The following is a 13,302-nucleotide window of genomic DNA, read 5'->3' on the forward strand; positions in this document are numbered from 1 at the left end:
GTGTCGGTCGCGCCGTCTCAATTTCAAAGAGGGCAAATACGGAAAGCGCCATGACCAAAGTCATGACAAGCGCCAAAATCCCGGACCTTCCGGCTCGTCAGAGCGGGCGGAAGGCCGGGCCAATAATTCGGCCAATCTGAGTTTTAAACATCAACCGGTATTGGGACATGGCCGGTTGTTTATGCGGTTTTCCGGCAAAAAGGAAGAGAAAAGCGACGGCACTACCGGCCGGAATAAGGGCTGACCGGCCTTACCCGGTCAGAACGCGATCCTCGCATCCAGTTCGCTGAGCGGACGCACACCCGCGAGCATCGCCCTCGCCTCTTCTTCATCGCGCCTGATCTGGGCGACGAGCGGATCGAGACCGTCGAATTTCAGTTCATCGCGCAGGTGCCCGAAGAAAGAGACCGAACAGACCTCGCCATAGAGATCGCCGGAAAAATCGAAGACGAATGTTTCGAGCAGCGCCGCGCCGTTTTCGGTGACGGTCGGGCGGTAACCGAAGCTTGCCACGCCATCGCGGATCGAACCGTCCGGGCGGCGGAACCGCACGGCGTAGATGCCGGCCTTCAACTCCGTCTCCGGCGCCAGCGCCATGTTGGCGGTGGGATAACCCAGCGTACGACCGAGCTTCTGGCCGCCGATGACCTCGCTTTCCACCGTGAAGCGATAACCGAGCAGGCCTGCGGCGCCCGCCACATCGCCTTCGCACAAAAGCGAGCGGATGCGGCTGGAAGAGACGACGTCCGAGCCCTCGTCGCGGAAGGCATCCACCAGCGTCACGTCAAAACCGTGGCGTTTGCCGGCCTCCATCAGGAATGCCGGGCCGCCTTCGCGGCCCTTGCCGAAATGGAAATCGAAGCCGGTGACGACAGCGCTGGCATGAAGCCAGTCAACCAGAATGGACTGGACGAATTCCTCGGCCGAGCGCTGCGAAAATTCCCGGTCGAAGGGATATTCGATGACGGAGCGGAAACCGATGGCCTCGAGAATGCGCGCCTTCAAAGGCGCGGGCGTGAGGCGAAAGACCGGCGTATCGGGACGGAAGATGGAACGGGGATGCGGCTCGAAGGTCAGCACCAGCGCGGGAACGCCGCGGGCTTCCGCCAGTTCCAGGGCACGGTCCAGAACCGCGCGATGGCCGCGATGCACGCCATCGAAATTGCCGATGGCGATGACGCCGCCGCGAAGAGCTTCCGGCAGCGGCTCCTTTTTTTCATTGCGGTGAAAGACGGTCATGGCAATCGATCCATTCCTGCGCCAGCTATTCCTCAGGCGAGATGTCCTCAGGCAAGGCGGGGCATCCACCAGCCGGGAGCAGCACCCTGACCCTTCAGATAGGCGTTGAGAAGCGCCTCGTCCGTCTGGCCGTTCAGCGTATATTCGGCGGCGTGAATGCCGCCGCTGATATAAAGAAGGTTGAGACCGCTCGCAATCGCGCCCTTCACATCCGTCGGCATGCCGTCGCCGATGGCGAGTACGCGATCCTTGGCGAAAGCGCCGCGTACCTCTTTGGCCGCCGCAAGGCAGGCCTCATAGATCGGCGCATGCGGCTTGCCGGCAATGCGGACTTCGCCGCCGAGCTGTTCGTAATAGGCGGCCATGGCGCCGGCGCAGGGAATGATGCGCTCGCCGCGCTCCACCACCAGATCGGGATTGGCGCAGATCATCGGCACGTTGCGGGCAATGAAGCCCTTGAGCATTTCGGTATAATCCTCGGGCGTTTCCGTCTCGTCGTCAAAAAAGCCGGTGCAGACCACGGATTGCGCTTCCGCCTCGCCGACGCGCTCGACATCGAGGCCGTCAAGCAGCGGCATGTCCCGCTCCGGGCCGAGCAGGAAGACTTTTTTCGGGCCTTCCGCGATCAGGCCGCGGGTGACGTCGCCGGATGTGATGATCCGGTCATAGGCCTCGTCAGGCACGCCGAGAACGCGCAGCTGGGCGATGACGCCGGGAGCGGGGCGCGGCGAATTGGTGATGAGCACCACCGTCCTGCCGGCCTTGCGCGCTTCGTGCAGCGCAATCGACGCATCCGGAAAGGCGCTGACGCCATTGTGCAGCACGCCCCAGACATCCGAAAGAATAACGTCGAACCCATCAGTGATTTCGCCGAGGGTGAGAATGCGATGGGCCATGAGATGCTTTCCGGCTGCGAGAAGAGGGTGAGCGTCACATCGCAAAGCGGGACGCCGATGGCAAGGAAAAAAGCGGTGCAGATGTGCGTTCCGCTCCGCCCGAAAATAACGAGCCGCGAAAGATGTGGCTTCATCGCGCCCCACGTTGTTGACTGACGTCACGGCGCCTTCGACGTCATCCTCGGGCCTGTCCCGAGGATCTGCAACCTATTGATTTTATTCGATGTGGATAGATCCTCGGGACAAGCCCGAGGATGACGGCAGCGACCTTTTCTGATGCTGTCACTTCCCTCACACCTGGTTTGGCCGTATCCGCCCGCCCCTCGGAAATTTCTGTCATGGAACGCTGATAACCATAAGCCATGAAATTTTTCAGACAGGGCGTTCTTGACTCCGGCAGAAGCCCTCCTTATCTCGGTTCCGCTGGCACTCGATGAACGCGAGTGCTAACACCCATCAGGCGAGTTCCAAAAGCTCGCGCAGTCATTTGATCGAGGGATTAGGCAATGACAAGCACCAATTTCCGCCCGCTTCACGATCGCGTCGTCGTTCGTCGCGTTGAGTCCGAAGAAAAGACCAAGGGCGGTATCATCATTCCCGATACCGCCAAGGAAAAGCCGCAGGAAGGCGAAATCGTCGCCGTCGGTTCCGGCGCACGTGACGAGGCCGGCAAGGTCGTCGCTCTCGACGTCAAGGTTGGCGATCGCGTTCTGTTCGGCAAGTGGTCGGGCACCGAAGTCAAGCTCAACGGCGAAGACCTTCTGATCATGAAGGAAGCCGACATCATGGGCATCATCGGCTGATTTCGGCCGACCCATCGTTTCCTTAAATTTCAAGCCGGACCCGGTCCGGCCGTTCGAAACCAGGAGTTTTGAAAATGGCAGCCAAAGAAGTAAAATTCGGCCGCACAGCGCGCGAAAAGATGCTCAAGGGCGTCGACGTTCTTGCTGATGCAGTAAAGGTCACCCTCGGCCCGAAGGGTCGTAACGTCGTTATCGACAAGTCCTTCGGCGCTCCGCGCATCACCAAGGACGGCGTTTCCGTCGCCAAGGAAATCGAACTGGAAGACAAGTTCGAGAACATGGGCGCACAGCTCGTTCGCGAAGTTGCCTCCAAGACCAACGACATCGCCGGTGACGGCACCACCACCGCGACCGTTCTGGCCCAGGCCATCGTTCGCGAAGGTTCCAAGGCAGTTGCTGCCGGCATGAACCCGATGGACCTGAAGCGCGGCATCGATCTGGCCGTTGCTGAAGTTGTCAAGGACCTTCAGGCCAAGGCCAAGAAGATCAACACGTCTGAAGAAGTTGCGCAGGTCGGCACGATCTCCGCAAACGGCGAGCGTCAGATCGGTCTCGACATTGCTGAAGCAATGCAGAAGGTCGGCAACGAAGGCGTCATCACCGTCGAAGAAGCCAAGACCGCTGAAACCGAACTCGAAGTCGTCGAAGGCATGCAGTTCGACCGCGGCTACCTGTCGCCCTACTTCGTGACCAACCCGGAAAAGATGGTTGCGGACCTCGAAGACGCCTACATCCTTCTGCACGAAAAGAAGCTCTCGAACCTCCAGGCCATGCTGCCGGTTCTCGAAGCTGTCGTTCAGACCGGCAAGCCGCTCGTCATCATCGCTGAAGACGTAGAAGGCGAAGCTCTTGCAACGCTCGTCGTCAACAAGCTGCGTGGCGGCCTCAAGATCGCTGCCGTCAAGGCTCCGGGCTTCGGCGACCGCCGCAAGGCCATGCTGGAAGACATCGCCATCCTGACCGGTGGTACCGTCATTTCCGAAGACCTCGGCATCAAGCTCGAAAACGTGACCCTCGACATGCTCGGCAAGTCGAAGAAGGTTTCGATCTCCAAGGAAAACACCACGATCGTTGACGGCGCCGGCCAGAAGTCCGACATCGAAGGCCGCGTTGCCCAGATCAAGGCCCAGATCGAAGAAACCACTTCCGACTACGACCGCGAAAAGCTGCAGGAACGTCTTGCCAAGCTCGCTGGCGGCGTTGCCGTTATCCGCGTTGGCGGTTCGACGGAAGTCGAAGTCAAGGAAAAGAAGGACCGCATCGACGACGCTCTCAACGCGACGCGCGCTGCCGTTCAGGAAGGCATCGTACCGGGCGGCGGCGTTGCCCTGCTGCGTTCGTCCACGAAGATCACCGCAAAGGGTGAAAACGACGATCAGGAAGCCGGTATCAACATCATCCGCCGCGCCCTGCAGGCTCTGGTTCGCCAGATCGCAGACAACGCAGGTGACGAAGCTTCCATCGTTGTCGGCAAGATCCTCGAGAAGAACGAAGACAACTACGGCTACAACGCCCAGACCGGCGAATATGGCGACCTGATCCAGCTCGGCATCGTCGACCCGGTCAAGGTTGTCCGCACGGCTCTGCAGAACGCAGCTTCGGTTGCTTCGCTGCTGATCACCACCGAAGCCATGATCGCCGAGCTTCCGAAGAAGGACGCTCCGATGCCGGCAATGCCGGGCGGCGGCATGGGCGGCATGGACTTCTAATCAGTCCTGTCACTGGAATGAGGAAAGGGCGGTCTTCGGATCGCCCTTTTTCTTTGCCGCCCATGCCTTTCGAGTGGCCCGGTGTCGCAAGCGCGCCAGACGGGCGGCATGGACTTCCAATCAGTCCTGTCACTGGAATGAGGAAAGGGCGGTCTTCGGATCGCCCTTTTTTTGTTGCCGCCTATGCGTGATTGACGAAGGGTACGCATTTTATCGACATTTTGGCGATAGATACCTCAAGAAATCAACAGGTTGCATAATCCTGAAGGCGAAAACCGATCTGTTCAAAATATTGTCCCGTTTTGAGACGTTTATGATTTTATCCGGCTATTTTTCCCGCCCCATGCAATAATGGAACATTCCCTGAGCGAATCACCACCCCGTACGGGGCCGATTTTCACTCGGGCCGGCTTATAAGTGCGCTATTTAGTTGTGATTTCTCCATCGCCTCGCGATTTTGAAGAGGAAATACATAATATTTTTGATTTTCTCACTGGCTGGTTGTTGTAGGTAGGGGAAAATAAACTATAAGTCAGCGCCCATAAGGGTTCCGCGACGGAACGGTGAGCATTGAAGGGGTTTCGATGCTCGTCAAACACGTTCGACTGCGGATGGCGGCAAAGGTTCAACCTGGCAGCGGCGCTTGAAATGGCGGCGCTGGCACGTGTTCATGCGGGGGCGCGATTTGTTCGAAATATCAAGACGCAACGATGCTTTACCTGCGGCAGCGACGGCCACGCCCGATCCCCGGACCCTGTCGCATTTCTTCATTTCGGAGGAATGGAGCAGCGATCTTTCGAGTGGTGTCATCCGGCTCGGCGAACACGCGTCATTCATGCACGGCCTGCCGCCGGGCGAGTGCGGATTGCTGAGCCTTGTCCGCTGTTACGACCGCGCGGACCATGCGCGCGTGCTGGAACTTTTCGAGCAGGTCTCCACCGCCCCCTCACGCTTCTGTTTTTCCACCGGCCTCTCCATCTTGCCGGCAATGCGGCAGCCGGTCATCTGCATGGGTGAATCTGCCGGCTTCGAAGACGGCCAGCAAGGGCAGATAACCGGGCTTTTCCTGTTTCCGCGTTTGGAAGATATTCGCTTCGCCGCCTAGACATCATCAGACAGCACCGATGATCGTTCACAAAGCGAAGACAATTTGTCTTCTATTGTTCATCTTTATGAGGGAATGATTTTCAGTCATTGCTATCTCCAGACTTTGCCTCGCAGCTCAACCGGCGACACGCCGATTATTTACCGGAGATATCCATGTCCAGCAGCCAGAACGTTCTCGTTCTCATCGCCCGCATCCTGCTTTCCTTCATCTTCATCTCGTCTGGCTTCAGCAAGCTTGTCGATCCGGCCGGCACGGCCGGCATGATCGCCGGCGCCGGCCTGCCTGCCGCAACCGCACTTGCCTATATCGCAGGCCTGTTCGAACTCGTTGCCGGTCTTGCCATTCTCGCTGGTTTCCAGACCAAAATCGCCGCCTGGGCGCTTGCCGTCTTCTGCGTCTTCACCGGTCTGGTTTTCCACAGCGGCACCGTTGCCGTTCCCGGCTGGCCTGAGCCGGCTCTCGGCTGGATCAACACGCTGAACGGCATCATGATGGTGAAGAACATCACCCTTGCCGGCGCTTACATCCTGCTTGCCGCCTTCGGCCCCGGCGCCTATTCCGTCGACGCCAGGCGCGGCGCGGCTGTGGCCCACGCATAAGCCAACAAATTGACCAACAAAAAAAGCCGCCGGATCACTCCGGCGGCTTTTTTGTTTTCTATCGTCAGACCGCCGCCCTTATGCGCGACGCGATTTCCTGAACCGCCGCATCGCCTTCGTGTTCCGGCTTGCGGGCGCGGACAAAGCAGGCTTCCGATCGGACGATAATGCCATCGGAGAGGATTTTCAGGTGGTTGGCTTTCAGCGTCGAGCCGGTTGAGGTGATATCGACGATGATATCCGCCTGCCCCGCCGCCGGCGCACCTTCGGTGGCACCAAGGCTCTCAACGATGCGGTAAAGCTGAATGCCGTGCTGGCGCGAAAAGAACTGCTGCGTCAGCCGCCAATATTTGGTGGCGATGGCCAGTCTCCGGCCATGGCGGGCGCGGAATTCCGAGGCCACGTCGCCGAGATCGGCCATGCTGTCCACATCGAGCCAGATTTCCGGCACGGCGACCACAACGTCCGCATGGCCGAAACCGAGACGGGCGCAGAATTCCACCTGCGCATCGGCATTGGTCAGCCCTTCGCGCACAAGGTCCTCACCCGTTACGCCGAAATCCACCGTGCCGGCGCCGATCTCGCGGGCGATCTCGGAAGCCGACAGATAGGCGATCTCGATATCCTCGCGCCCTTCGATACGGCCGCGATAGGAGCGATCATTACCGACGGCCGCGACCTTCAACCCTGCGCGTTCCAGAACGGCGGAAGCATCTTCCTTCATCCGGCCCTTGGAGGGCAATGCAATGGTGATCATGGCTTGTCGCTCCCGCGCACCGCTTCGATGCGATCCAGCCAGAGCGAGAAGCCCACGGCCGGGATTTTTTCCTGTGCGCCGAGCAGGGTCAGCAGCCGGTCGAAACGGCCGCCGCCAGCCAGCACGCTGTCTGCGCCCGCTTCCACAACCTCGAAGACAAGGCCGGTATAATAATCGAGCGGACGGCCGAAGGCGGCGCCGTAGGTGACGGTTTCGAGGTCGACGCCCGCATTGGCAAGGGCTGCGACACGCTTGTCGAAGGCGGAAAGCGCGCCGTCCAGCTTCAGCTTCGCCTTTGCGGCAAAGTCGGCAAGAACCTGTGAAGCCTCTGGCAGCGGCGCCTTCAAGGCCAGGAACTGCTTGAGCAGCGCAAAGCTCTCATCCGGCAGGCGGGTGGCGGCAAGCGCGAGCTTTTCCCTGAGACGACGGGCGATTTCCTGCGGCGAGCGGCTGGCATTGGTGGAATAGCCGGTTTCCTGCATCACCGTATCGAGATAATCGACCAGCACCGCCTCGTCGCCCGTCGCCAGAAGGCCGGCGACCCGCGCGTCGAGGCCGGTCATGGGCTTGGGATGCACCAGGCTTTCCAGCAGCGCGTCGAGCTGCGCCATATCGCCGAAAGCCTGCACCAGCCGCTTCTGCCAGCCGAGCGGCAAGCCAAGCGCTGCGACGACGGCCTCGAACACCTGCTGGTCACCCAGCGTGACCGAAAGCGAGCGGCCGGGCAGCAGGCGCTTCAGGATCGCTGTGGCGTCGATGACGGCACGGGCATCGGCGGCGGCGATATCGGTATCGCCGAGATCCTCGATGCCAGCCTGGTAAAATTCGCTCGCGCCCTCCCGCCGCTGGCGGAAGACTTCACCGAGATAGGAATAACGTTTCGGCGTGCCTGTCGCCGTCTCGATATGGCGCAAACAGACGGGAATGGTGAATTCGGGGCGCAGGCAGAGGCTTGTCCCCGTCTCGCTTTCCGTCATGAAGATACGGCGGCGCAGATCTTCGCCGGCCATATCCAGAAAGGGTTCGGCGGGCTGGATGACGGGCGTGTTCACACGGCTCGTGCGGCGCGCGGCGAATTCTTCCAGTAGCTCTCCGGCAAATTCCGGCATGTCGATCAGGGGCATCGTCAACCCTCAGATATTATCATCACGATCACCGCTTTGCGTGGGATCGTAGGGGCGTTCGTAATTTCCGGCGGCGCGGCGAACGTCCTCTGCCTGATGCTCCAGAATCTCGCAGACCTTCGCCACCAGATCGGCCTCCAGCACGGTGACCTGCGCCACACGCGCCTCGCGCCAGCTGGCATTGTCCTCGATCTCGCCGGAGAGACGCTTGCCCTCGATCAGGTCCTTGATCTGCACGACACCTTCGGCGCGCTCGTCACCGCCCTGGATGATGGCGATGGGGGAGCCGAGGCGGTCGGCATATTTCAGCTGATTGCCGAATTTCTTCCAGTTGCCCTGGTACATTTCGGCGCGGATGCCTTCGGCGCGCAGCGCCTGGGTGAAGCGCTGGTAACGACCCATGCTTTCCACATCACCGTCCATGACGGTGATGAGAACGGGAGCAAGCGGCTTGACCTGACCGAGCTTGCCGAGGTTCTTCAACGCCGTCATCAGGCGCGAAACGCCGATGGAGAAGCCCGTGGCCGGCACCGGCTGGCCCATGAAGCGCGAAACGAGGCCATCATAACGGCCGCCACCGCCGACCGAGCCGAACACGACCTTTTCGCCCTTTTCATTGGTGACGTCGAAGGTCAGCTCGGCCTCGTAGACCGGGCCGGTGTAATATTCGAGGCCGCGAACGACCGAGGGGTCGATCTTGATGCGCGTCGCATCGTAACCGGCACTGGTGACCAGAGCGCCGATGGTGTTCAGCTCATCGACGCCTTCCTCGCCTTTGGAGGTGCCGGCGACCAGTTTCGCAAGATCATCGGCGCTTGCCGCATAGTCCCTGATGCCGACAAAAAACAGAACCTTTTCGATCTGCTCTTCGCCAAGACCCGCACCCTTGGTGAAATCACCGGACTCATCCTTGCGGCCGGGGCCGAGCAGCAGCTTCACCCCTTCAGGACCGAACTTGTCGAGCTTGTCGATGGCGCGCAGAACATTCAGGCGACGACCGGCATTGTCCTCGCCGCCGAGGCCGATGGCTTCCATCACGCCATCCAGCACCTTGCGGTTATTGACACGGATGACATAGTCGCCGCGCTTGATGCCGAGCGCTTCCAGCGTATCGGCCATCATCATGCACATTTCGGCATCGGCCTGCACGCCGGCGGCACCCACCGTATCGGCATCGAACTGCATGAACTGCCGGAAGCGGCCGGGGCCGGGCTTTTCATTGCGGAACACGTAACCGGCGCGATAGGTGCGATAGGGCAGCTGGATTTCGTTGAAGTTTTCCGCGACATGGCGGGCGAGCGGCGCGGTGAGATCGTAGCGCAGGCTCATCCATTGCTCGTCATCATCCTGCAGCGAGAACACACCCTCATTGGGGCGATCGCTGTCGGGCAGGAACTTGCCGAGCGCGTCGGTATATTCGAACAGGGGGGTCTCAACCGGATCGAAGCCGTAAAGCTCGTAGACCTTGCGGATCTTCTCGATCATCTCGTTGGTGGCGTGAATATCGGCAACCGAGCGATCCACGAAGCCGCGCGGCAGGCGGGCTTTCAGTTTCTGAGGCTTTTTTGCTTTTTCGCTCATGGGGCCGATCCGATATTTTCCTGAAATTATGCGGGTGTATTAGAGGATGAAGCCCGGTGCGGCAAGCCGCAAAGCCTCTGCTTTTGCTGGCTCGCTGGACCGGACGGTGCTATATGGGATACGTGTATCCCATTTATACCCGGAAGGACGCGACCCATGAGCAAACAGACGGCCATTCGCCTGCCGGACGAGACCTATCAACGGCTGAAGGCGCTTTCCGAGCGCACCGGCCGCACATCGGCTTTTTATATCCGCGAGGCGATCGAGAAACATATCGAGGATATGGAGGATCTCTATCTTGCCGAGGAGGCGACGCGGCAGCGTATCGCCAATAAAGAACGCACCTATGCTCTGGAAGAAGTGATGCGTGATCTTGACCTGGAAAATTGAATTCCAACGGGCTGCCGTCAAACAACTGGGCAAGCTGGCAAAGAGCGATGCCAATCGCATCATTTCCTTTCTGGCGGACCGGATCGCCAGGGATGACAATCCCCGCAAAACCGGCGCCGCCCTGCAGGGCTCCGAGCTTGGAAATTTCTGGCGCTACCGGGTGGGCGATTACCGCATCATCTGCGATATACAGGACCACAAGCTGGTCGTTCTGGTGGTCGAAATCGGCCATCGCCGCGATATTTACCGATAGGCATTCATGATCCTCGAAGCCCTGCAATATGCCGCCACACGCGCGGTCACGCCGAAAGAATTCCGGCCGCATATCCGCTATTCCGTCAACCTTTGGGCGCGCGCCAATCGCTGCGCCGGGGCATGGGCGGAGCATGAGGACAACAGCCGGCAATTCGTTCTGCAATCGGCCAGAAAGCTGAAGCAACGACGAACGGCGGTGGTGCTGGGGTCCGGGCTTTTGCGCGACGTGCCCCATGATGCGCTGGTAGCGATGTTCGATACCGTCGTGCTGATCGATCTGGTGCATCTCGCCAGCGTGCAGGCGAAGCTGCGCCTCAATGCCAAAAAGAACGTCCGCATCGCCAATCGCGATCTTTCCGGCTTCGACGACGTTCTCGCCGGCCGGCCGGCGGAACCGCTCGATTTCCTGCGGCGGGTGCCCTATCTCGATCTTGTGGTCTCGGCCAATCTGCTATCGCAGATCGGTACCGGCGCACGCCACCGGCTGGAGCGGGAAAAAATCGCAGATGCCCCGGACGATCTTTTGCCGAAGCTCATGCACATCCATCTGGAAGCACTGGCTGGCCTGCCCTGCAAGGCCTGCCTGATAACGGATACCTCTTTCGACGTCATCGGCAAGGATGGCAAGCTGCTGCAGCACGAAGACCTGCTGCATGGCGTCAAGCCTCCTGCGCCCGCCGCCGCATGGGAATGGCCGCTCGCCCCGTTTGGCGAGGAAAGCAGGGATTACCGTATCGTACACCACGTCATTGCGCGCGAACTCACCTGATCGTCATGCTTATTCCATAATTCCAGCGGTAAATTCACACCATGTCCCAGGTGGTCCGCACATTGATGTTCCTTGCCTGCCTGCTATATGGCGCAATGCCGACGCAGATGGCGATGAGCATGCCAACAGCCACGGGCATGGCAGCGTCCTCGCAGCCGCCGATGAAGCATGAAGGCGCCCATTCGCATCCAGCCGCTGATCGGGACGAAGGGTCGCAAGCACATGCGGAGAATGGGGCTCATAAGGCGGGCACGGGCGGTTGCTGCCCGCATGGTGGCGATGCCACACATCCCGGTTCCTGCGCCGCCTGCCTGATCGTGGTTCCGCGAACCATCTTCACCGATAGCGGCGGGATGGCTTTCGCCTATCCGAAGCCGCAGCGCGGCATCGTCTTTGACGGCAAGGCTTTCGCACCGCCGCTGCCACCTCCCCGTGCCTGAGCCCAGATTTTTCAGACCCATCATCGAAAAATCCGTCAGACACAGGAAGGATAATCCATGTCTATCAAGACCATCACGCTGGCCGCCGCCTTCGCAACCGTCTTCGCCATGCCGCTTTTCGCACAGGAAGCGGGTGGCCATGCCGGACACGACATGTCCAAGAGCGCAGCAGCCGAAACCGCATCCACCAAGGCCTTCATGGACGCCAGCAAGAAGATGCATGGCGATATGGCCATCGATTATAGCGGCGATGCCGATGTCGATTTCGTGCGCGGCATGATCCCGCATCACCAGGGTGCAATCGATATGGCCAAGGTCCAGCTCGAATATGGCAAGGACCCGGAAATCCGCAAGCTGGCCGAAGAGGTCATCAAGGCGCAGGAAGGCGAGATCGCCATGATGAAGGCCTGGCTGAAGTCCAAGGGCAAGTGATTAATGCTGACGAAGGCGGAACGCCAGCTGTGGTGCTCCCCTTTTCTTCTCCCCGCCGGGGAGAAGGTGGCCCGAAGGGTCGGATGAGGGGGCGAGCTCTCGGTGTATCTCTACCGTTGCCCCCTCATCCCGCTGCCGCGGACTTCTCCCCGGCGGGGAGAAGAAACAAGCGGCGACCTTGCCTTCCAATGGCAACGTGCGAACGCCGCCCGTGCCACGCTCCGCTCGCCCTACAACCCCGCAAGACCAGCCTTGTAATCCTCCGACGCCGCGCGGCTGAGGCGCTCCAGTTCCATGGCCGCCCGGCTGGTATGGCGTTCCTTATGGCGCAGCAAAGCGAAGTTTCGGGCAGGCAGATCGATGCCGGCTCGGACAAGCAGCCCCTGCCGCAGAAACAGCGAAGCCACGGAGGCAGAGACCGCCGTGGCCGCACCACCGGAGCGTGCCGCCATCACCACCGCCTCGTTGGACGGCAGTTCCAGCATGACGGAAAGCTCCCCGGGGTCCACCCCCATCTGCCGCACCGCCGCCTCGAAGGCGGAGCGGGTGCCGGAGCCCTGTTCGCGCAATACCCATGAGGTGCCATAGAGCATATCGAGCGCGGTGAGATAACGGCCATCGGCGAAAGGGTGGGCCGAACCGGTAACGACCAGCAGCTTGTCGGACACGACGGGCTGCACCATCAAAGCCGGCTCATCGATCCTGCCTTCGATGAAACCGACTTCCGCCAGACCGTCGAGCACCGCCTGCGTCACCGTCTTGGTATTGCCGATATCGAGCCGGACGGTCACACCGGGATAAAGCTTCTTGAACTGCATCAGGATCGGCGGCAGCCAGTAGCTCGCAATCGTCTGGCTGGCGCAGACGGTGATTTCGCCGCGCGTCAGCCCGCCCATTTCAGAGAGAATCAATTCCGCATTGCGCACACGCGCCAGCGTCGCCTTGGCTTCGCCCAGAAACGCCCGGCCGCTTTCGGTCAGCTCGATGTTGCGGCCGACGCGATGGAACAACTCGACATTATAAAAGGCCTCGAGATTCTTGATGGCGGAGCTGACGGCAGAGGCGGTCAGACCGATGGCTTCGGCGGCCCTCGTCAGGTGCTCGCGTTCGGCGACGGCGATGAAGATGCGGAGTTGTTCAAAGGTCATGGCTTTTCATTCGATTTTATCGAATAATATATGCCATATTATTTGATAGAAT

Annotated in this window: 15 protein-coding genes; 9 read left to right on the plus strand and 6 right to left on the minus strand. The window is 60.2% G+C overall.

Annotated features, from left to right (window positions below; translation table 11 throughout):
- Positions 1-258 precede the first annotated feature (258 nt).
- Positions 259-1,239 carry a bifunctional riboflavin kinase/FAD synthetase gene (locus ACIQUH_RS25030; protein WP_400820245.1) on the minus strand — a complete coding sequence of 327 codons (981 nt, stop codon included), beginning with the start codon at positions 1,237-1,239 and terminating at the stop codon, positions 259-261.
- Between the two features lie 47 nt (positions 1,240-1,286).
- Entirely contained in the window at positions 1,287-2,135 is an 849-nt protein-coding gene (locus ACIQUH_RS25035) for a TIGR01459 family HAD-type hydrolase (protein ID WP_400820248.1), read from the minus strand.
- Between the two features lie 506 nt (positions 2,136-2,641).
- Here ACIQUH_RS25035 and groES point away from each other — a divergent pair.
- The 4 genes from groES (at position 2,642) to ACIQUH_RS25055 (ending at position 6,354) form a co-directional block, all read left to right on the plus strand.
- Positions 2,642-2,938 carry a co-chaperone GroES gene (gene groES, locus ACIQUH_RS25040; protein WP_004440196.1) on the plus strand — a complete coding sequence of 99 codons (297 nt, stop codon included), beginning with the start codon at positions 2,642-2,644 and terminating at the stop codon, positions 2,936-2,938.
- A 74-nt stretch (positions 2,939-3,012) separates the two neighbouring features.
- Positions 3,013-4,647, plus strand: a complete 1,635-nt coding sequence (groL, locus tag ACIQUH_RS25045) for a chaperonin GroEL (RefSeq protein WP_063947704.1) — start codon at positions 3,013-3,015, stop codon at positions 4,645-4,647.
- A 670-nt stretch (positions 4,648-5,317) separates the two neighbouring features.
- Entirely contained in the window at positions 5,318-5,752 is a 435-nt protein-coding gene (locus ACIQUH_RS25050) for a hypothetical protein (protein WP_400820251.1), read from the plus strand.
- Positions 5,753-5,907: 155 nt separating this feature from the next.
- Positions 5,908-6,354, plus strand: coding sequence for a DoxX family protein (locus ACIQUH_RS25055; RefSeq protein WP_400820253.1), 447 nt, complete (start codon positions 5,908-5,910; stop codon positions 6,352-6,354).
- Positions 6,355-6,418: 64 nt separating this feature from the next.
- On the opposite strand, the gene hisG is transcribed toward ACIQUH_RS25055, so the two are convergent.
- Genes hisG through hisS form a run of 3 tightly spaced genes read right to left on the minus strand, consistent with a single transcriptional unit; the run spans position 6,419 to position 9,816 of the window.
- Positions 6,419-7,111 carry an ATP phosphoribosyltransferase gene (gene hisG, locus ACIQUH_RS25060; protein ID WP_400820255.1) on the minus strand — a complete coding sequence of 231 codons (693 nt, stop codon included), beginning with the start codon at positions 7,109-7,111 and terminating at the stop codon, positions 6,419-6,421.
- A complete protein-coding gene (locus ACIQUH_RS25065; RefSeq protein WP_400820257.1) occupies positions 7,108-8,235 on the minus strand; it encodes an ATP phosphoribosyltransferase regulatory subunit in 1,128 nt (375 codons plus the stop codon). Before ACIQUH_RS25065 ends, hisG begins: the two co-directional genes overlap by 4 nt.
- Positions 8,236-8,244: 9 nt before the next feature.
- A complete protein-coding gene (hisS, locus tag ACIQUH_RS25070; RefSeq protein WP_400820260.1) occupies positions 8,245-9,816 on the minus strand; it encodes a histidine--tRNA ligase in 1,572 nt (523 codons plus the stop codon).
- Positions 9,817-9,972: 156 nt separating this feature from the next.
- On the opposite strand from hisS, the gene ACIQUH_RS25075 reads away from it, so the two are divergent.
- The 5 genes from ACIQUH_RS25075 to ACIQUH_RS25095 are packed head-to-tail and all read left to right on the plus strand — an operon-like array spanning position 9,973 to position 12,102.
- Entirely contained in the window at positions 9,973-10,206 is a 234-nt protein-coding gene (locus ACIQUH_RS25075; RefSeq protein WP_149743651.1) for a DUF6290 family protein, read from the plus strand.
- On the plus strand, positions 10,190-10,459 hold the full coding sequence (locus tag ACIQUH_RS25080) for a type II toxin-antitoxin system RelE/ParE family toxin (protein ID WP_400820263.1): 270 nt from the start codon (positions 10,190-10,192) through the stop codon (positions 10,457-10,459). Before ACIQUH_RS25075 ends, ACIQUH_RS25080 begins: the two co-directional genes overlap by 17 nt.
- A 6-nt stretch (positions 10,460-10,465) precedes the next feature.
- Positions 10,466-11,230 carry a hypothetical protein gene (locus ACIQUH_RS25085; RefSeq protein WP_400820266.1) on the plus strand — a complete coding sequence of 255 codons (765 nt, stop codon included), beginning with the start codon at positions 10,466-10,468 and terminating at the stop codon, positions 11,228-11,230.
- A gap of 41 nt (positions 11,231-11,271) precedes the next feature.
- A complete protein-coding gene (locus ACIQUH_RS25090; RefSeq protein ID WP_400820269.1) occupies positions 11,272-11,670 on the plus strand; it encodes a hypothetical protein in 399 nt (132 codons plus the stop codon).
- Between the two features lie 57 nt (positions 11,671-11,727).
- Positions 11,728-12,102 (plus strand): DUF305 domain-containing protein, encoded by a 375-nt coding sequence (locus ACIQUH_RS25095; RefSeq protein WP_400820271.1) that lies wholly within the window; start codon positions 11,728-11,730, stop codon positions 12,100-12,102.
- 230 nt (positions 12,103-12,332) lie between these two features.
- On the opposite strand, the gene ACIQUH_RS25100 is transcribed toward ACIQUH_RS25095, so the two are convergent.
- Positions 12,333-13,250 carry a LysR family transcriptional regulator gene (locus ACIQUH_RS25100; protein WP_065654378.1) on the minus strand — a complete coding sequence of 306 codons (918 nt, stop codon included), beginning with the start codon at positions 13,248-13,250 and terminating at the stop codon, positions 12,333-12,335.
- Positions 13,251-13,302: the final 52 nt, after the last annotated feature.

Source organism: Agrobacterium sp. NPDC090283, assembly GCF_044769685.1.
In the GTDB taxonomy this organism is placed as follows: domain Bacteria; phylum Pseudomonadota; class Alphaproteobacteria; order Rhizobiales; family Rhizobiaceae; genus Agrobacterium.